14 protein-coding genes are annotated in these 21,429 nt (G+C 37.3%); 8 read left to right on the top strand and 6 right to left on the bottom strand.

The genetic code is table 11. The features are described from left to right. A partial coding sequence (locus tag EQO05_RS09875; protein ID WP_164888528.1) for a LamG domain-containing protein occupies nucleotides 1–598 on the bottom strand: 598 nt, incomplete at its 3' end. A gap of 424 nt (nucleotides 599–1,022) precedes the next feature. Then, nucleotides 1,023–3,488 (bottom strand): LamG domain-containing protein, encoded by a 2,466-nt coding sequence (locus tag EQO05_RS09870; protein WP_240664549.1) that lies wholly within the window; start codon nucleotides 3,486–3,488, stop codon nucleotides 1,023–1,025. 989 nt (nucleotides 3,489–4,477) lie between these two features. Here EQO05_RS09870 and EQO05_RS09865 point away from each other — a divergent pair. From EQO05_RS09865 to EQO05_RS09855, 3 genes are all read left to right on the top strand, one after another. After that, entirely contained in the window at nucleotides 4,478–5,224 is a 747-nt protein-coding gene (locus EQO05_RS09865; protein WP_128506058.1) for a DapH/DapD/GlmU-related protein, read from the top strand. A 1,128-nt stretch (nucleotides 5,225–6,352) separates the two neighbouring features. Further along, entirely contained in the window at nucleotides 6,353–7,267 is a 915-nt protein-coding gene (locus EQO05_RS09860) for a hypothetical protein (RefSeq protein ID WP_205793769.1), read from the top strand. 744 nt (nucleotides 7,268–8,011) lie between these two features. Continuing rightward, nucleotides 8,012–8,191, top strand: coding sequence for a hypothetical protein (locus EQO05_RS09855; protein ID WP_128506057.1), 180 nt, complete (start codon nucleotides 8,012–8,014; stop codon nucleotides 8,189–8,191). A gap of 405 nt (nucleotides 8,192–8,596) precedes the next feature. Here the strand turns inward: EQO05_RS09855 and EQO05_RS09850 are convergent, their stop codons facing one another. Next, nucleotides 8,597–9,760, bottom strand: coding sequence for a glycosyl hydrolase family 18 protein (locus EQO05_RS09850; protein ID WP_164888527.1), 1,164 nt, complete (start codon nucleotides 9,758–9,760; stop codon nucleotides 8,597–8,599). Between the two features lie 340 nt (nucleotides 9,761–10,100). On the opposite strand from EQO05_RS09850, the gene EQO05_RS09845 reads away from it, so the two are divergent. Then, nucleotides 10,101–11,141 (top strand): acyltransferase family protein, encoded by a 1,041-nt coding sequence (locus EQO05_RS09845; protein WP_128506053.1) that lies wholly within the window; start codon nucleotides 10,101–10,103, stop codon nucleotides 11,139–11,141. 211 nt (nucleotides 11,142–11,352) lie between these two features. On the opposite strand, the gene EQO05_RS09840 is transcribed toward EQO05_RS09845, so the two are convergent. Continuing rightward, the gene (locus tag EQO05_RS09840) at nucleotides 11,353–11,760 is read right to left on the bottom strand and encodes a DUF1699 family protein (RefSeq protein ID WP_128506051.1); all 408 of its coding nucleotides are present in this window, start codon (nucleotides 11,758–11,760) and stop codon (nucleotides 11,353–11,355) included. 884 nt (nucleotides 11,761–12,644) lie between these two features. On the opposite strand from EQO05_RS09840, the gene EQO05_RS09835 reads away from it, so the two are divergent. Continuing rightward, a complete protein-coding gene (locus tag EQO05_RS09835; protein WP_128506049.1) occupies nucleotides 12,645–14,465 on the top strand; it encodes a hypothetical protein in 1,821 nt (606 codons plus the stop codon). Nucleotides 14,466–14,500: 35 nt separating this feature from the next. On the opposite strand, the gene EQO05_RS09830 is transcribed toward EQO05_RS09835, so the two are convergent. Together EQO05_RS09830 and EQO05_RS09825 are read right to left on the bottom strand one after the other, a co-directional pair. Next, nucleotides 14,501–16,078, bottom strand: a complete 1,578-nt coding sequence (locus EQO05_RS09830) for a lipopolysaccharide biosynthesis protein (RefSeq protein ID WP_128506047.1) — start codon at nucleotides 16,076–16,078, stop codon at nucleotides 14,501–14,503. 334 nt (nucleotides 16,079–16,412) lie between these two features. After that, nucleotides 16,413–16,637: a hypothetical protein gene (locus EQO05_RS09825; RefSeq protein WP_128506045.1), complete on the bottom strand. Its 225-nt coding sequence runs from the start codon at nucleotides 16,635–16,637 to the stop codon at nucleotides 16,413–16,415. Between the two features lie 555 nt (nucleotides 16,638–17,192). Here EQO05_RS09825 and EQO05_RS09820 point away from each other — a divergent pair. From EQO05_RS09820 to EQO05_RS09810, 3 genes are all read left to right on the top strand, one after another. After that, a complete protein-coding gene (locus EQO05_RS09820; RefSeq protein ID WP_128506043.1) occupies nucleotides 17,193–17,981 on the top strand; it encodes a DUF1638 domain-containing protein in 789 nt (262 codons plus the stop codon). A gap of 253 nt (nucleotides 17,982–18,234) precedes the next feature. After that, nucleotides 18,235–20,025 carry a glycosyltransferase gene (locus tag EQO05_RS09815; RefSeq protein WP_128506042.1) on the top strand — a complete coding sequence of 597 codons (1,791 nt, stop codon included), beginning with the start codon at nucleotides 18,235–18,237 and terminating at the stop codon, nucleotides 20,023–20,025. 261 nt (nucleotides 20,026–20,286) lie between these two features. Then, a complete protein-coding gene (locus EQO05_RS09810; RefSeq protein WP_128506040.1) occupies nucleotides 20,287–21,312 on the top strand; it encodes a DUF4921 family protein in 1,026 nt (341 codons plus the stop codon). The last annotated feature ends 117 nt before the right edge of the window (nucleotides 21,313–21,429 follow it).

Raw genomic sequence — 21,429 nt, 5'->3', positions numbered from 1 at the left:
TCCCCACTGCAGGTGAATTCCATGCACGAGTGTCCGCTGGATTCCCCACACCATTAATATAGATCTGAGAAGTGTTGTTATCGTAAGTTGCTACGATGTGATATATCTGACCGGCAACAAGACCAACGTTTGAGTCGTATCCGTATGGGGTAATGCCATTCTCCCTGACTACATTAAAACGAGCTTTGTAAGGAGAGTCAGAAGAACAACTTAAATACCAACCACTTGATCTGTTATACTTGCTCACAAGTGCCCCATATTTTGAGAAATTGTTAACTGAACCATAGAACTCAATCGTCACAGGACTGGAAATGTTAGTCTTAACATTGTTGGAAATGTCTATTTTACTGTTGACACCGTTAAGGCTTATGTAACTTGCACCAGTTGCTTGGTTTGTCCCTTGAGTTACACTGGTGGCAAATCCGGTGTTACTGTTTCCACTGAGATCTACCAGGGAATTCCCCGATAAACTGCCATCATAATAAACAACCAACCCATCTGTTACCTGTGGTACGAATGTTTCCGGTGCTGCTTGAACGCATGAAACGAGCAATAACATTCCCGTTACTATTAGCAAAAAGAACCGATTATTTGTCATAAGATATACGTTCCCTTATTATTTTGGTGATTATCAACTTCCAGCTGCTGTGACACATACATTAAGATGTACATCATCGCCCTATCGCAAAACCTCTTTAATAAGAAGGCTGAGTCTTCTTTTTCGGAATAAAGTGACTGCTGGGGGGTAAGAGCCATCAAATCATCTAATAATTGATATGTGTAACCATGTTCCGCAGCATTACATGTATTATATATATAGACTGTAACGTGTAATTTGTGAGCACCCTTTATATAAAACTTACTAAAAAATTATTAGAAGTTTAGAAGCTTAAAGTTTTGGAAGCTATTAGTATTTTCAGTTAGCTTCAAATCCACAAAACTATCAATCTTCCAAAAACCTCAAGAATCCAAATTTTATATATTACGCCCACACAAGAAAAAAATAAACCTTTAACGATTTTTTAAACTCTTGCTAGTGTTAGTGAATGTGTACCTGGCGAGAGGTCCATCCAGAATATTGTATTGTCTCCATGCTTTCTGTATTGACTGCTGCCCAAATCATTGCCGTCAAGTTTCATAGTGTATGACCCTATGACCCGCATGGCATAACCAGGGACAGTTTCAGAATTGTGGTTGATCAAAGTGTATGTGTCCTGACCAGTACACCTACACTCAATGTTACATGCAGCTCGCCAATAGTCGATATACTGGCTTACAGTTGGGTTCCAGAGCCTACCATCATCCTTTTGTTTAGACATGTTCAGCAAAAGATTATCATACGTCTCGTTGATCCTGCACGGATTGCCTTTAGTATAATAATAGCCTTCAAAAGTTTCATCATTTTGCGCTGTGTAATCATGCCAGAAACATACTCCATAACTATCAATCATAGTCTCAAGAGTATCATTTTTGAAATAATCCAGAGCAGTCTTATCATACGCCCAGGTTGAGGTCCACTCGTACATCGGTGTGCCATCGTCCCAGGTAAAATTAGTATTCGTCCAGACAATATCATAGGGAAGCCCAAGAGACTGAGTACGACTTGTTGAAATTTCTCCATAGGTGTTTGGTTTTAGAGTAATGTCTTGATACGCCCAAGCATACTCAATCCCATGTTCATGCAGTAAATCCCCTATGTAATATTGTGATGAATTCTCCAAACCCAAACTCTTTAAACCTGTGTTTCTATTTCCCCCATTTAACCCGTGGTCGATCCAATTTCGTGAGGTGTAATTACCGTCGTACCACGGTAAATAATATCCAGTCATTTCACGAGTAGGATTACCTTCGCCCGCCGAACCAACCACATTATGAGGTACTATTTCAAAACCTTTTTCATGCATGTCATCAAGTGTTGATTTGAACGAGGCGTCCTCAAAACCAATTCCACCTCCAGAAGAAGCCGCGAATGCTGCCCAAGTGCATATTAGCCCGTGACCAATATACCCTTTTGTGCCATATTCAGCATCATTAATATCGTTGGTTCCGTACATCAGCGTTTTCAAGGAATCCGGGTCTTGTGCATCAGCATGAATTGCGAAACTCAGAGAGCCCAGGTATCCACTCGGGCAAGGCATTGGGGTCAACTGTGGAGAAGAAATTGGAAGATCAATTGAGTTACTCCGAGTAGTTCCAGCCGTCCGGTTTTGGTATTCGTTATCTATGGGAATACCTCCCGGTGACATTCCTGGCGAATTCTTTATAAAGATGGTGTCTTTCTGAATCTCACCATTATCGGTGTAGGCTTGAACGGTGTTTTCTGAGATTGTGTTCAATCCATCCCCATAGAACTGAAATGCATCACCAGTCACTGGAACTGCTTCTTTAGTAACTAATGTGTCCCCAATGTAAGTTACTGAACTTGACAGATGAAGAGAATTATTTGAAAGACTAAGGTTTTCCTGCCTAGTCCGATTGTTTCCAGAGAACGATAGTGAAGCTGAAGAACCTGGAGCGTAGTAATTCTTCCATTTTACACCTGAGACTGAAGAGTCCAAAAGAGTATAATTGATTTCTGCGCTTCCGTTGTCTTTATAATATGGCGTCAATACTGATCCGAGCAAAGACAGGTTTGAATCGACCAGGCTCACTTCGGACCCGGACTGACTCATAGCGTGTGAGCCCATATATCGAGGCAACCCACCGTTACCGTATGCTTTTTTCTTTAAGTAGACAATATCCTCAGGAATATCTGGCTCATGTGTTTTTTTTTCGTATTCATTATTTAGGTAAACTTCAGCCGGTGATAGCGACCGATTATAGAGTCTAAATGTGTACATACTGCAGTTACCGGAGTTTAAGTCGTAGCCAGAGCCTATGGTAATGTTTTTATCACTCCCCACTGCAGGTGAATTCCATGCACGAGTGTCCGCTGGATTCCCCACACCATTAATATAGATCTGAGAAGTGTTGTTATCGTAAGTTGCTACGATGTGATATATCTGACCGGCAACAAGACCAACGTTTGAGTCGTATCCGTATGGGGTAATGCCATTCTCCCTGACTACATTAAAACGAGCTTTGTAAGGAGAGTCAGAAGAACAACTTAAATACCAGCCACTAGAGCCATTGTATTTGCTTACAAGTGCCCCATATTTTGAGAAGTTGTTAACTGAACCATAGAACTCGATCGTCACAGGACTGGAAATGTTAGTCTTCACATTGTTGGAAATGTCTATTTTACTGTTGACACCGTTAAGGCTTATGTAACTTGCACCAGTTGTTTGGTTTGTTCCTTGAGTTACACTGGTGGCAAATCCGGTGTTACTGTTTCCACTGAGATCTACCAGGGAATTCCCTGATAAAGTACCATTATAGTAAACAACCAACCCATCTGTTACCAGCCCATCTGTTACTTGTGCTGCTCCCGGAAATGCCAGCATGAAAAGTAGCAGCAACCCTAATAGAACCTTATCTATACATCTCATAAACTTTCTTTCCTTTTGTCTTGGTGATTGTAATCAATAGACTTCTTTTTTATTATAACATTAGTATTATTTAATTTATGTTTTGGTAAGGTGACTTTTAACTTGTATATACCCTCGAACTGTATAAATAATTATATACTGAATTGCAATTAGATAGAGCTTCTCTTAGAAAATTAAGAGAAGAAAAGAAAAAATAATGAATTCAAAATATCTCTAGTTCACACTGCCTCTGAGGCGGATTTAGGTTAAAATCTGATGCATGTAAGTTATTCGTCAAAGACTATGAAGCCCGGGCTTTTATATTGATAAACTTGATTTTATAAAAAAGCTGTAGATGTTAGCCCGATACCTGAATTGCGCTTTTTGATTGTGGCCCAAAGAGGTCAGAATACGGAAACAATTTTTCATTTGCTCAATGACAAAATATAGGAAGAAGCTGAAGTAAAGCGAGAATCTGGACTCATAGGTAAAACCCCAAGCTTTGATATTCAGTGTCGAAGATTTTATCAAAATATGAGGTAGAAAAGGAAGTGTATATTTTCTATATTCTGACAGCTGAACAAGCGTATAAGAAGCATGGCAGAATGTTGAACTACCAAAATTTCCACATTCTTTTTTCTGGAACTCCAATAGCCTTCTTATTAGTCAATTTTTAAACCGGCAGAAAATAATAGTATAGGCGGTCTTGAGATCCTCTTACCGCTCTCCGCTTTCTCCATCTCCTTCAATATTTGATTATGCTTTTCTATCTCTTCGGATCTAGCCTGCAGGCGGGATAACTCTGCTGACTATACTATACCTGTTCCATTATAATAACTATCCATGAGATCCTTTACCGGTTGCTCCGTTCTTACATATCCTCGCTGAGATAATAATTGAACTTATTTTTCTCTCGCGCCTGCAAGAGTCCATCTTGACTAATAAGGTTTAAGTACTGGGAAAGATTACATTAATGTGATTATCTTTTGGTTTTTTGGGGCAATAATACTATGGCTTTGTTAAGAAATACGAGGGCCTATCTATTAAAAACAAGATTTGATTCTTATCTGCTAAAAATAGGTAGATATTTAACAGTGACAGTCGAAGGAGTTGTAAATCATATTATAATTTATTGTTCTTATCTACTAGAGGCAGGTAGATATATAACAATAGCACTCGATGGGGTTATAACTCCTATTATCTTATCAATTCTAAAGTTAGTATTTATAGACACTTCATTAAGACCATTGTGGAAAATTAGAGGTCTTATATTATTTCCGTTTATAAAATGTGCTTCAGTTCCGTATATTGGGAAAGATGTCTACTTCATCGAATTGTTAACTCGAAAATATGTCTTTGGGAGAAATGTTCGTGTTTCTAATTCCTGTAAATTAATTGGACCAGTAGAAATCGGAGATAATGTATCAATGAGTAATAATGTTGAGGTAAGGCATCATACTATTATTGGAAATAATGTTGGCATAGGACCGAACACAATATTTATTACTGACACTCACGAACTAGGGTCTGAGAAAAGAAGAGCCGGAAAACATGTAACTAAGAAAATAGTTGTTGAAGATGGATGCTGGATTGGAGCAAATGTTATAATTTTAGGCGGAGTGACAATTGGTGCAGGATCGATTATAGCTGCAGGATCTGTCGTGGGCGCAGATGTAAAACCTAACTCATTAGTAGTAGGCGATAGAGCAAAAGAAGTGAGGAAGTTAAGGAGTATGAGCAACTTAAGAAGATCATGATTACATCAAAGATTTTTTCTTATTTCTGAGTTTTTGGTTACGGCCAATTACTAGTCAATTCCCCGCCATAAAAATGGTAAACTTCTTAATTCATCCCTTTCCTGGGAGCTTTGGTCAGGAGAGAGAATTTTGATATTTATTGCAGCATTGAAATCTCTATCATTCGATGTATTGCAATCAGAGCAAACTCATTCTGCATCCTTTAATGTCAAAACTGAATATCTCAATAAACGTTACGAAATTAGAAGATGGTTCAAACATTCCTATTCTCAATATAGTTTTCCCGAACCATACTGATTTATACTTTAAACTTGGATATAAAACCGCTACCATGCTGCATCTGCAGTATATTTCGTCAGCTTGTAATTTATAATCATTCCTTTAACATTCATATCTTCAAAAGTGATCAAATTATTGATTCTGACAACTTTAAGGGTTATTTTTTAAGAAATCTTCTCTTTTATCTGTAATTCATGAATCCGTTGAGTATCTTTCAAAGCTTCTACTTTTTAGGTATTTCCTGTAAATTGAGATCTTTTTCTGTATTTTTCAAGAACTTTTCTTCTATGGCAAAGAATCTTGTATTTGACATATAACTACCAGCCGAAAGAATCGTTACCATACCCCTGAAGGAGATATAGTATAACTATCCCAATTTTTCCCAGAAATATATGAGTCTCTATAGTTTATGAGATGGCCAGATTCAGAAAAGATTTCAGGAACTAATTGAATGAAAATCAAATTGTCTATCTGCGGGTGATCACTGGATAACCATACTCGAATTATATTTTATTCGTCATAAAAATAGAAATAGACAATTGAACATCTCTGATTTCTACTGCGCCAGGGAATCTCCATGTAGGAAAGGAAGGGCAAAACAATTGATAATCAACAACAGGTACACCCCTGTAACCATGATAATCAATCTCCATCTATTCAGAGTACCCTGATAAGCCTTTGTCAGGCAAATTCGTTGAATATTAAATCTGGAGAACTTAATAAGATGTAGTTCAACATACTAACATTTAAAATATGTAAATTCCTGTAAAATACAGTGAAAGGAAAATTTATCTTTTCCGACTATACGCCATCTTACAAAAGAGTAATAAGTGAAGTCTGGAGATTATCATGAGCCTTGTAAGCAAAATTTCTGGAATTATATCTGGAACTAAACTTATAGGATTATTAACTATTATTTTATTTATTTCTACATTAGGGTGCAGTTCAAACTCGGATACCGACAATTCAAGAGCCAGTGAAAATGCACAGTTAGTAACATCTGCAAATAACGCGACTAAAACAACGAACGTCAGTAGCACAGACAACAATATTATACCCATAGGAAATTCGAATTCGGCAGAAGTCATTTATCTCCATCACAGTACTGGTGGAGTCATCTGGAACGGTGGGGTAGACACTGCGATTGCAAATTACAACGCTATTAATGGCACAAGCTACAGTATAACACAAATGGAATTTCCGAAATCATTTCCCTATGGATGGAATAACTATCCTTATGATTATTGGAACATCTGGGTCAATCACGCCGGCGCTTCTGCCTATAAGAAAGAACCGTCATTGGAGATGCTGACTAAGACTTATGATGTCATCGTTTGGAAGCACTGCTTCCCGGTCAGCAACGTTGTTGCCGATACTGGCTCTCCGGATATCACTTCCAGTGTTAAAAGTGAAGAGAATTATAAGCTGCAGTACAACGCCCTGAAAGCGAAGATGCACGAGTTTCCGAATAAACGCTTCATCGTTTGGACCGGTCCAGCTTTGGTCGAAAGCGCAACCAATGCTGCAGAAGCTAAAAAAGCAAGAGACTTCGCGAACTGGGTCAAAACAACCTGGGATGAGCCCGGTGATAATATCTATATCTGGGATTTCCGCGATCTTGAAACTGGAGGCGGGCTATACCTCTTGCCAGAGAATGCCGCATCAACTTCGGATTCTCATCCTAATCCTACTTTTGCCGCTTCCACCGCTCCACTGATCGGCCAGCGTATCATTGATGTTATAGAAGGACGCGGTGATAATTAATTTCATTTCAAAACTTGACCATTCTTTATCATAAAACATTTTATAAGGAGTTAAATAGTTTCAAAGTCTTCTATCAAAGGCTTATAGCAGGCTTATCCTGCGCCTGATGCCTTCTTATTGTGTTTTCCTTGTGGTGAAAAATTAGAAATTTCAAAGTTGAGGAGACTGTACATTGCTATTTGTGGTAGTGTGCCAAACTCTCTGTAAATATTAAAATGTTCTGTATTCTTTTTGAAAAAGTGCACAGCAGACATAATTTAATGATTTCTGCTTTCAAGCCTTTGCTGCCCTTAGAGCCTTTATATTCATTTGGGCTTTCTGGAGTTTTCTGAAGCTTCTAGAGATTTCTGACATGAATGAGAAAAACAGCTGTTTTACAGGAAAATGACTGCATTTACTGAACCTGACAGTCTGTTAAGAATTCATACATTATAATTAAACAAAACAGTATCTGGTACTGTTGCGTATTATATTTTTACTCCAAAAAGACAAAAGGGGGGTAAACTTATAGCTCATTAATGTTTTTTGTCTCATTGAAACATAGCATAAAGTATTATAACGTCATCAAAGCCGATTAACTATTTTTGTTACAATCATTAATAAGGAAACAGCAAACGCTATATTGACTTGCATAGCACTCATAGCCATCCTTGTGTTCGCGAAATATGTTTTCAGACAGTAGTTTAAAGAGCAAATAGGACTCTCATGAGAAGATAGCCACGGTTCAGGGAACCACGTTGCAGGTTGGCAGCTGAGTCTGTCAGGATATACTCCACAACGGAGAGCAAAAAAGAATCAGATTTTAACCCTGTGTTTTATCCTCTCCAGCGTGCCATTTCCCAGGCAGATTTTCAGGCCCTTAAAATACAGTATTTTCCCCTAAAAACTACTGAATTATCTTTTCTTGTTGCAAAATCAGTGTAAGTTCTAACTGTCAGATTTACCTTAAAACCTGATGTTTTCCTTGAGTTTTACTTAGTTTCATCTCCATTTTGCCTGCATTTGCAGCCTAATCACAAGGCTTTACTAAAAGCTAATAAAAATATACCCGGTGGGTAATTGAAGCCCGTGAACCATGCAGAAAGTAACCGGAATAGAGATCTAAGGAAATGGGCAGAGGATGTAGGTACCAATTCCTATGGTCTCTCAGCAAAAACAGCGAGAAAGACATTTGAAAGCTGGTGTATTGCTGCAGCATATTAGAATCTACGGTCTGTCTATGTCAAGGGCATGAAAATCTTACATCCACGCGACACTATCATATTATTAAGCACTCGGTTAGAAATTACTCAAGGTTTACTTCTTCACCACGATCAGTGGACACATTTCTCAAAATGAGCTATCAGGCGGGAGTTTAGGAGAGTGAAACACGTTCCAGATGGTAGGATAATTTCTTTCGTATCCCAAAGCCCAGAAACCTACTCCACCTAAATTTTTGGATTTGGCATATTGATATTTCAGTCGAAGTGATTCGTCGTCATCGTACCATACCTGATGCCAGGTATCACCAGACTTATAATAATACCAAGGCGTATTAGAGTCCGAGTCCCAAATTCTGCCATAAATCTGAGAATTATTAATAGCATCTCCTATATGTATAGCTTTTTCACTGGTTATATTTGCTCCTGGCTGATTAGAATCAGTCGAATAGTCATAGCCATAAAACGGTAAACCTAATATTATTTGGTTTTTATCAAAGTATTTTGATGTTTCTTTTACTGCATCGACCACATCATATTGTATATTAGAATCAGTTGGATAATCATAGAATGGCAAATCTGAAAGTATTTGATTTTTATTGAAATATTTTGATATTTCATTTACTGAATCGAGCGCATGATATCGTATTGTTGTGTCATATGGGGAATTAGGGCATGTGGTCCTACGATTACAATAATCATAACTCATGAGAAAAACTGAGTCCACATATCTTATTAGATTTGCATTCTTGAAAGTTGCTACATATTTTATCTCCCAGGGAATATCAAGTGAGATATGATAAGCGGGATTGGCAGTTTTTAAAGTTGTATAAAGATTTGCCATTAAATTTTCAAATAAAGGAACATTTGAAGTTCCTGTGATACTATTTATATCGGTCGGTGTTTCCAAGTCTAAATTTACTCCATCTGCACCGTATATTTGTAACGAGTTTGATATATTGTCTATAAAATCTGTTTGATGATTTGCAATTACACTGTCCATTACGTATGGATCACTTGATTTTATACACAGTGTTACTTCTACTCCATGCTGATGTGCCTGGTCCCTAACTGCATAATAATTACTTATATTTCCTGGGTTTGTGAGTGTACCATCACTGTTTAAAGTCCATTTGTAGTATGAAACATGGGTTAAGGTACTCCAATCTGGTTGATAGGATCCAAGATAAGGCCAGTCGGGCCAAAAACCATATACTATCTTATTGTTACGTGCTTCGGGTACAGTTGTAAAAATTAGACAAGCCAATAGAACAATAATTATTTTTTTCTTCATTAAGAATCGCCGGTTTTGCATTTATTAAACATTAACATTAATTTGATATGCAATTAATTTAATATGTAGTTGATCTGATATGTAAATCTTTGTATAAAAAAAGAAACAGTACTGCAAACTCAGGGAACCGGCAGTAATCCAGACTCAAACCCCCTAATTTATAGTTCTGTGTTAACCGTCACATATCATGCTAATATTAAATAAATATCTTCAAATGATATGACAGTAGGATATATAAGGAAATTAGTTTCTTAATACCATTATAGGATAAAATGAGATAATATCCAAGTTAATCCAAAAAAATATCTAATTATATTCAAGCAAATTGCAAGAGACTTGTATGAGACATGCCTGGATTGACTCTTTAAAAGGTATAGCAATAATACTGGTGGTCATTGGCCATTTAAGTACTCTATGTAGCGGATTAATTTTTACTGAATTAGATCAATATATCTATTCATTTCACATGCCACTATTTTTCTTTATATCGGGTTATTTAATTAATTTTGAGAAATATATAAATATGGAAAAAGAATATCTCACAAAGAGAATTTCATCACTAATCACTCCGTACTTCTTTTTTTCAGTAATCGCTTACATGTTTTATATTTTAATGGACTGTTTATATCAGCCAGAAACTCAAAACATTGAAATGTTTGGAAAAGGTATACTTTTCAATATGTATGCTGTTATATGTTCAGCAAATGGATATCTTATAAATACCCCTTTGTGGTTTTTACCATGTTTATTTGTAACTGAAATATTGTTTTTTGTATCAAGAAAATATTTAAGACAAAACTATAAGTTTTTAGCTTTAGTGATAATCTTCTCACTTATTGGTTTCTTATATAATGATTACACTTCAGTGAGAATGCCCTGGGGCATTGATATGGCATTAACTGGGATAGTCTTTTATTCAGCAGGCTACCTCTTCAGAAGAAAATATGAAAATACTTTTTTTAACAAAAGCCAAGTTTTTATATTTTTCCTTTTCCTTATACATATAATGTCGTCTTTCATAAATTCCAGGGTTGATATGTATAAATTAATTTACAACAGTTACTTGTTATTTTATCTCTCAGCTTTTTCTGGAATATTGGTTTATGTTTATATTTTTAAGATTATAAAACCACTAAAAATTCTGCAGTTTTATGGAAAAAATAGCCTTATTATTTTAGGGCTCCATTATTTGATAATCTCTACACTAAAATATGCTCTTCCAACTCTATTTAGTTATTTAAACTTACAAGCCAATGAAAGCATATTTTTTATAACTGATGTACTTTTAACATTTATTTTATTGGTCCCTATTATTGTTATAATTAATAGATATTTCCCGTATGTTGCGGGAAGAATGGCAGAAAATCCTCATGCTTTCTGAGATAGTATACAGAAAACTATTGATAAGTAGTCCAATTGTTGAATGAATATAGATTCAAGTTATTTCTTTAAATAAAACTTAAACTAACTTTAAAATTTAGAATTAGTTGGGGTAGTTAAGCTGGAGATTAGGTATAAAGGATGCACCCATATCTTTACACCTGTTCTCCAGTATAACATACGCCTACCTACATGCTCTGTACTGTCAAAACTCAGGCAGGAGCTTCCTTGTTCATGATATAGGCGACCATTTCAGGGTTAAGTCCGTTTTCCTTTGAAATTTTTACTTCAATATCTACATTGTTTTTACCATCTATTCTCATTTCTCTTATTTTCTCAATTACTGAGTATGGAATGGCATAGTATTCGTTAATACCCTTCCGGTGACCCCAGACATCGCCTTCTATAAGCTGAGTTTTCTGCATCTCAAGAAACATTTCTATAGACTTTGAAATTGTGCCCATGTAAGACTTAGGTAATTGAATCACTTCAATCTTTGGACAGGTCTCAACCAGTCCAAAAATATCCTTGTTTGAAGGCCTGAATGCCAGATGGACAATACGTTCATTAGGATTTAACGCAAAGATCTCTTTTCTTGAACTAATAACTCGAATTCTCATATTCTTCCCCACCATGATCTTCCTTTAATTTTTTGTTGACATAATCTAAGTACACTGATTATAAATAATTATTTCATTGTTCTAACATAATTTAGATAGTATTTTGACATGTGGTTAATTTCATGCCTTTTAGCTAGATTTTAAAAAGCTAAAAACGGAATAAAAATCAATTTTAGCGGTTTATTTTTCTATATTTTTCTTCATTTGTGCCACCTTCATAATATGATTTTTTGCATATTCAGGCTAATTATTTTTATCTGCAGTCACTTTAAGTTCGTGAGAGTTAATTATGATTAACCGCAGGAACTGTAGCTTCCCGCTTGCCTCTGGGTTCTCAAATTTAAAGATTGTAGAAATGCAACTCTGTGAATAATTGGATTAATATTCAGAGGTTTTTATGGCTGAGCACGCACATCGTAAATAAATTTATATATCCCTCTGTCCAATGTAAAGTAGTGCTTTTGAAGTAACAGATAAGACATTCTAGTATCAACTGCTAAATTAAGACAAAAAACAGACAACCCGGTAACATTCTATACGACATTTTAAAGCTAAGTTTGTAGAAAACGTTTAAATAAACTTTAGAGGCCCAGAATAAATAAGAAAAGATATACCAGGTAATTCAAACTAATGGAAAAACTCTCTAGTTCAGATGATTGTGAAGCCGTTTTTACAGAATTTCAGTGCTTTGCAAAAGATGTGCTAATAAAAAATAGATGTTTATTTTAATCTTGCATAGCTTTGATGCCAGTTGCTTTGACTAGTGATATTGTTGTAGATTCTGATAACACTTCTAAAAACTCCAAAATTCTTGCAGCAATGCGAGGGCCAGAAGATTATATCCAGTATTAGTAACCGGCTCTTAATAGAACCGGAGGTACTACATGCCGAAAGAGTCTAATGTGAATAAATATAGCAAAATTAATTTGGAACTGGGTAACATCATTAGATTTTTTGAGTCCAAATTACAGAGTCGAATGTGTTCTATATATAAATTTCAGCTATTATCTACAGCAATATCTTTTATACTTATCTCGTACTCTCTTTTGATAATTGCAAGAAAGCCAGCTATGGGCTATGAAATTTGCATATATTCCTCTACGCCTTTAATTTTCTGGATATCTCTACTATTTGGTTTAATAAATGGAATGTTTCTCTTGTGGTCTTCTATTCCCACTAGAAGCAGCAAGCAGTTTAATTTAGGGTTTTTTCAGATTATCTTTTGTAATATATTATTAGTTTTGCTTCCTAAATTAAAAAACTACATGCTAATCATGGGTAGAGGGGATAATGCAGACTATATAGGGTATGCAATGGATGTAAGCATTTATGATAATATCCCTAATTATAATTTTTATCCATATACCTCAGTACTTATTTCTCAGATCAGCCAAGTTTTAGACATTTCTGCTTTAGAGGTATCAAAATACGTTCCAACTTTGTTTGTTATAATTTATATGCTATCTATTTATTGCTGGGCGAAATCATTTAAACAAAATCAGAATTTTATTGTATACTCAGTTATAGCTTCAATACCTCTATTTTTTGCTTGGTTTTTTCCAACAATATATTATATGCTCATCTCAACTTTAATTTTACCGCTTTTATTTTACGCCCTTAATAAAAACAATGATTACCGCTATAGAATTCTTGTTGTTTTAATCTGTTTAGTACTGCCATTTACTCATCCCATTGTATCTTTAATTTTTCTATTATATCTCTTATGTATGTATATTGAAGAAACGTTGTCAGAGAGCAAATCTCATAAAGTATCTTTACGTTTAATTATGATTTTTTTGATAACCTCGTCTATCTGGTATCTAGCTCAGTATGCTTTAACAAAAAACGCTATTGAAATTATTGAACAAATAGAGAATTCTCTCCTCATGAGAAGTTCAGGTGCTACAACGTTGACTTTAGCAACGGGATATGCCAATAAGCTGGGTTTTTTAACGGCAATAAGGTCATTGTTAATTATGACCTTTGATGAATTTACGTACTATATCTTCTCTTTACTTTCAATCTTATTTATATTTAAAAATTCAGAAAAAAGCTTGAAATCTGTTTCTTTGTGTTTTGTTTTTGGTAGCATCTTTTATATTTTTCTTTTTATTTCCTCTCAGGCTCATACTCCATATAGATTTATTAACTTAAATGTTAACATGATATTTACACCATTGTTGCTAGGATATCTTATGGTTTCTTTGCGTAAACAGTACAGAATAGTTCTAAATCTTCTCATAATCCTATCTGTAATCACTACAGTTGCCTCACTGTACCAATCTCCTATTATCACATATCCAAGCGATCAATTTACTAGTTATGACATTTATGGAGGAAAATGGTTAGTGGATTCTAAAAACGAGAATATACCTACAATTGGGTTACTTAGTCCTTTGAACAGGTACTCTTCTCTTATCTATGGTTCAAAATATTCTTCAATTCATATGTCCTCAGTTAGACCCTGGATCAGTTTTCCAACAAATTTAAGTTCATCTGAGACAGAGATCTTTCCATCTAATTTTACCCAGTATTTTTTGATAACAGAATATGAGAGACAGGCGTATTCTACAGTGTGGAAAGATGTTGGACAAGTTAATGAAAGTGATCTGGCTTATGTTAACTCATGTATGAACGTGTATCACATATATGATAATAAAGAATTTTCAGCTTATCTTGCAAAATCCTGTAAAGAAAAAGGATAATTGGAAATTATTAATAGAAACTGTATTGAGAATCTTTATTTTGTACTGTTTTTAATCTCCAGCTTAAATTTATATCTTATAGCAGAAGGAATCATAGACAGTATTATCTGACGTTCGGCATTTTCTTTAGTAAAAATCCACACACCACATATATATGCTATTGTTATAACGATACCAGATATTATTAAGGTTCCAAGTCCGGAAACAGGCACAAGAAAGCTAATAAGCCTGCAAAGTCCTGTTACTATAAACACTGCTAAAGCTCCGGGAATCATGGAACTCATAAAAGTGGTTTTTGGGATCCCAAGTACCTTAGTCGCATACCAGGGGATAAAAAAGGCATTTTTAAGCGTCAGTACAATTGCTCCTGCAACTGCAACCCCATAATATCCCCAGCCAGTGATAAACGGAAGTATTATTTCCAACAGAAAATTGCCTACTCCCATCCAAAATGTGACAATTCCTGGAGTTCGCACCTTATTGTATGCAACATTGATGTCGAAGAGAAGCATTACTGGAAGGTTAATCACAAGATGAGACAGCATTATTAACATTAATGGTGAGAGTTTTACAAACTCGGGGCCTATCCAGAGTAAAAGAAGTTGTGGAGCAAAACCGCAGATAAAGCCAACTGGAAGAGCCAGTGCAAAGCCTGTAAGTTTTATGGCACTTTTTGAAAGGTTTATAAGTTCTTCGATCCTGCCCTTTATATAGTAAGTTAAAATCACTGGTGTAAGGATACTTATAAGCACACCTGCAATAGTGCGTAGCACTGAACTCCACATGAAAGCTATCGAGTATTCTCCACCCGCAAGAGTGCCAAATAATTTGTTTACAACTATAAGGTCTATCTGGAGAAAGAGGAGGGAGCCAATCTGAGTAATAATAACCCAGCCCCCCATCCCCATAATCTCGTTAGCCTTTATTCTGCAGAAGTCCTTTATATTTATTGTAAGTTGAGGGCTTATTTTATGTGAGAAAAACAAAGTAAGAACAAAGGCAACTATGGCAGCGATCAGGTAAGCTAATCCTATGTAAGCAAGGTTTGGGGAATCCAGCTTAAAAAATAATATGATCAGGCCCACCTGAACAAGGATATTTATTGCACTTATTATGTTCAGAAGGTCAAGTCTGTTATAGGCAAAAATAGAAACTCCGAGGTTACTGCTCCAGGCTCGTAATAAGAATGCAATTATAACCCCAAGAAAAAGAATTCTCGTAGAGTTTTCCTGGTTTGATGGAACGTCAAAAAACGAAGGAGAATAATAGGAAAGTAGTACTACTATAGGAAGCATTAGTAAGATAATCCCAAGTGTTCCAAACAGAGCCGTATTAAAGGTCACATTTGCTTTTTTAAACTCTCCTCTTTGTAATTCAATAGTCATAGGCCTTGAGACTGATGTGTTAAGGGATACCATAATTAAATTTACATAAGCTGTAAAAGAGGTCGCCAGTGGAATCATTGCATAGCTCGCCACGCCAAGTGAATCAATAAAATATGGTACCAGAAACAGTCCACTTGCGAGATTGACTATAAAATATAGCACGTTGGTTATGAGATTCTTAGGCACCTGCTTGCTGAAATCGTCCTGGGGTTCAGTTGAGTTTAACATTTTTCACCTTCCGGATTTTCACCCGGTGAGAATATTTATGAGTCCTTCCAGCTCTGATTAGTATCGCTTATCTGACAGTTCTCGACTTATCTTTAGTGCTTGCTTTCTCAATGCTATTTAGGTCAGTAACCGGGTTGTAAATACTGGAGAATTTGTCTAATTTAGAGTTAATTTGGATTATATTTTACATTAGTATACTACGAAATTCTACCACAGTCCTAAAATCTTATCTCTGATATACGTTTCTTATGTTTTAATTCTTCGCTACTTTTTTAAGAATATTACTTCTAAAATTTAAATGGCTAACTGAAAAAATAGGTTCAAAGATCCAGAATTAGATAAATTGTATAATTTTGAAGATTACCATTTCAATAAAACTGAAAATTAAAGGAATGATCGCAATATTAAAAGAACAGTTAATATCTCTGTTCCATTTTTGAGTTGCAGCTAGGACTTCCATAAGAGATAGAAGTATCAAAAGCCCGACAATAACAATGTTCCAGTACTCGGGAAGACCAGCAGTTGCGGAAATGGTAGGTGAGATAACACTTGTTAGCATAAAGATTCCTGTGAGCAATGACAAAGGTTGCTTGAATATTGCAAGTAAACTGGTGATCCATTATTACTCTAATAACAGATCATTAATGTAAGATATAATAAATTATAAAAACTTTTCTCTTAATAGTCAAGTCTTATTATAATTAGAATGATTATGTAGCTATATTAAGTAACTAGCCCATTATCGATAATGGTCAATTATTTAATCTCAGTAATGGCTGCACTAATGTTCCTGTGCTGTTTTGTCATTGCAGTAAAACCAGGAAAAACGTGATATGGTACACTTCAAAAAATGTGGTTGAACAATACCTGTACAGTCATGGAGTGAGATATTGAGCTTTAATCTGAAGAACAGTATTTTGAATTAAAACCAGAAAATTACCAAAACAGGAAAATATTAACCCATTATTGAGTAATATAAAATATTGTAGAATAACATAAAGTATTGAAGAATACATAGAATATTGCAGAACAATAGAGAAGATATACAGAATGATGCAACGCTCTTATAAGAGCCCGCTTTTCAGCTTCAAGGGAAAAAAAGGAGGAACTGTGAATGCCAGTGATCAGTATAATCGGGTGCAGGATGTTTGAAGATGAAATAATGCACCTGCTTGAGAATGACCCTGAGATTGAGAAAATAATCGTAGTAGAAAACGATGATTCTGGTGGAATCAGGAAAAAAATGCTGGAAACCGAGATTCCGCATACGGCGCTTCCTTTTGAAAAGCTCCCGGAAAAACAGGAAGAGAAAGGCTTAACCCTGAATATATACATGCTTGAGCTTGCCCTGCACGCAATTCCTGAAAATCTTAAAAAGACAGTATATTCAAGAGTGGAGGCAATAGCTCCCCATTCGGATGGAATCCTGCTCTTTTACGGGCTCTGCGGCAATGTGCTTGGAAAAATTGAAGACGACTTCAGGACCCTGGGCTGCAAGGTCAGTATCCTGAAAGAAGAAAACGGGGAAATCGTTGACGACTGCATAGGTGCCGTGCTCGGAGGCAGGGGACGTTATCTTGATGCCCTGAAAAGCTGCAAAGGTGTAGGCACCTTTTTCCTCACCCCTATGTGGGCTGCAAACTGGAGAGAGATGATCAGGACCGCAGGCTTGAGCCAGAATCCGGATGATATTTCCATGTCGAAATTTTTCTTTGATTATGCCGGATACAAAAGAGTTGCAAGGATAAATACAGGCCTTATTTATGAGAAGGATTTCGAAGCTTACGTGAGGGAATTCTCCACACTCTTCGATTTTGAGATTACCGAACTCGAAGGCACCATGAAACTTGTGGAAAGCTGTTACGCGAAAACAAAGGCCTCGATACTTGATGCCAGCGCCTGAAAAACTCCTTTTCCTTTGCTTATGCACCGGAGTCATGTCTTCTTCGGTGTTCTCGAAAGGTCCGGCGGCTTTAATGCTTTCTCTCCTTTTCCTGTTACCAGCAACAATCGGGCGCAGGCACAGGATTTCAACCGTTTCATCACGGAGCCGCACCCCTTGCAAGTTTATTTTTCGATTGATAGATTTTAATATTTACAGGAGAATTAAAATATAAATAAGGAACGGAATGGCAAGAGGCCCTGGGGGTCAGGATTTGGAAAAGCATTTTGTCATAATTGCCGGAGAGGAAGCAGGCCCTAAATCAAACAAGATGGGTGGGATCTGGAACGTTATAAATGAGGAAGCACAAACCCTTGCCGCACTTTTCGATTCCGGCAGACTGAATACAAAGGAAGGGAAGGAGATACTTATTGCCGGACCTTATTACGGGTACAGGGGTGCGGATTGGAATAGGGGATTGAACCGGATTACAGTTATGGAGGAACTTGACCCTCTCAATCCTGGCGAGGAACTCCGTAAAAGCCTCGAATCCCTTGAAAACTCAGGCATCAAGGCTTTTACAGGAAGCAAACTTGTAGGAGATACCAGGATCGGCTATTTGCAATTTAAAACCTCGGACTTCGGAAAAATACGCACCGTGTATATGGGAAATGAGATGACCCTTGAAAGCAAGGTCAAAGCTGAAGCCTACGAACATCTCGGGCTTGATTCCCTGAAATATGAGAATATGTCAAACGGGCCTGAATATACTCATTACCTTTGCCTTTCCTATGCGATTTCCGAGCTTGTCCGGCTTCTTGTAAGCAAATCCTCAGAAAATGTCGAAACTCCCGATACAACCTCAAGTAAGGGTTTTATTCCCTGTCCGGGAGTTTCCTTGCACTGCCACGAATTCGGAGTGTTTTATGCACCAGCCAGGCTGAAAAGACTCGGGGTCCCGGTAAACACGGTTGCGACCCTGCATGCAACTCTGCCCGGAAGGGCTGCTGGATATAATTCCATCCAGAAAAGAAGGAACAATGACAGCACCTGGCCTCCGGGTGTACCTGAAAACCTGACTGCCCTCGAAGCCCTTGCATCCCATGCCGATACGGTTACTGCAGTCGGAGAATCGACCCGGCAGGAAATCAGGCTCTTTTACGGGATTAAAGGGATTGTAATCCGAAACGGAATAACCATAGAATCCGATAAGATAGACTGGAGCCTGAAAGAAAGCTTCCTCGAACGGATAAGGAAATTCCTTTCCGAAAATCTGTATAAGTATCACGGGGGAGAAAGGATAGAACCCGAAAAGATAATCCCGATCTTCACAATCTCCCGCCTGGAAGTCGAAAATAAGGGGTATCCCGACCTTCTCGATTCCCTTGTTGCTCTTGAACATATAATAAAGAACAGTATTCTCGAAGGGCATATGCAGGAGGGGGTCAGGGTAATCTGTTTCCTTGTTACGGCGGAAGGGTCCAAAACAAATCTCCCTTCAGGATTTCCTGTTAACCTGCCAAAAGAAGTGCTTGTAGGCAACGAGTTAAGAATTCAGCAGATGATCGAGGAAAAGGGACTGGATTTTTCGAAAATGGTAAGAGGAAAACGCTCGGTTGCAGCACTTCTCTATCCCCAGATTCTTTCAAGCTCGGACGGAGGGCTGGGCATGGAGGTTGGGGAATTTATGGCAGGCTGCTGCGCAGGCATCTTTCCTTCGCGTTACGACCCCTTCCTGCTCACAGGGCTTGAAGCCGGAAAAGAAGGGACCCCAAGCGTGGTCAGCCGGGTTTGCGGCTTCAGTGACGCTATAAAGACAATCGAGTCCCTTGAAGAAGTGCTTGGAGGGGTGATAGTGGTAGACAACATCGATCTCCCCTATTACGAAGCAGTCCTTGATTATGCCCTGGCAGTCAGCTACTTTACGCGGAATTTCATAGATGATAGGGTTAAGTATAAACTCCTCTGCAGGGAAGCTTTCCTCCTTGCAAAAGATATGGACTGGAGAACTCCTACAGAACAATATTATGAACTCATAAGCGGCGCTCGCTTCTGCAAGGAGTAAAATGCTGCAGGCAAGAGATAAAAGAAAGAGAATTAAGAGTGATAAATAGAAATAAGGGTAAAAGTGTAAAAAACTGGAGAAAAGGAAAATAACAAAAGGAAAAGGAAAATAACAAAGGGAAAAGAAAAAAACAAAAGGAAAGAAAAAACAAAAGACAATAAAAGAAGGAGAAGGTAATGGAAAAAAGGGGAAGCAGTCAAAAGGAAGGAAAGGTACTGAAAAGAAAGGGAGAAGTAGAAGACATAACGGGGTTTTTCTGAAATGTCAGAAATCAGAAAGCATTACTTTCTTTCCGAGTACTGTATAATTGCCGAAGAAAGGGCTAAAAAACCTTCGGATTTTACAGGTGCAGATGAGGATACCGGAAAAGAGAGCTCTGAAAACTGTCTTTTTTGCGGGGGAGCTGAGGAGAATACTCCACTTGCTACTGCAGTATATAAAAACGGGAAAATTTATTCCGATACTCCTGAAAAAAGGGTACGCAACTGGGATTTTCGCTGCTTTCCGAATCTTTATCCTGCTCTCTCGCCTGCTCAGGACATCCAGGAACCTGGAGAAAGCAGCCTGCAGGCAGAACCCGGTTATGGTTTTCATGAAGTTATCATAGAATCACCTTTACATGGGAGAAGGCTTGAGGGCTTTTCTGACTCTGAAATTTCAGGACTAATGCAGGTCTACAGGGACCGTACATGCAGTTACACAACCCGTGAAAAAATACATTATGTTTCCCTGTTCAAGAATTTCGGGAAAAAAGCCGGAGCTTCGATTAACCACCTTCACAGCCAGCTCATTGCCCTGCCGTTTTGCCCTCCTCCTCTGGCAAGGGAATTAAAGGCTATCAGGAACAAAGAAAGTTGTCCTTATTGTGCCATATTTGATATAGAGAAAGCATCTCCCCGTACCATACTTGAGAATAGCGAGTGGATAGCATTTACCCCTTACTTCTCAATGGGGCCATTTGAGGTGTGGGTTCTTCCCAGAGAACACGTCAGCTACCTTGGAGATTGCAGTGACGGAATGCTTTTTGCTCTCGGGGAGATTCTAAGGGAGATTCTAAAAAGCTATGTAAGAATTCTTGGAAACCCGCCTTTTAACTATATGTTTTACCAGCTTGCCGAAGCCCCTGAATATCACCTGAATCTCCGGCTGCTGCCGAGGCTTTCTATTAATGCGGGATTTGAACTGGATACGGGGACCTATATCAATACGATGTCTCCGGAAAGGGCAGCCTCTTATTTGAAGGGTGATTTACGCCCGGAGGATAAGAACCGCAAAATAGAGCTGTAAATCAGACTGAAAGAAAAGAATCTGAAAAAGACTCTCATTATTTTCAGACAAAGTTGTAATAAAAATTCACAGATATGTTTATCTACCATTAAAAAGGAATAAACTTAAGAAAGTAAA

The sequence above is a fragment of the Methanosarcina sp. MSH10X1 genome (genome assembly GCF_004099695.1).
Lineage (GTDB): Archaea > Halobacteriota > Methanosarcinia > Methanosarcinales > Methanosarcinaceae > Methanosarcina.
The sequence above is the reverse complement of the archived record's forward strand: the minus strand, read 5'-3'. Positions and strand labels throughout refer to the sequence as shown.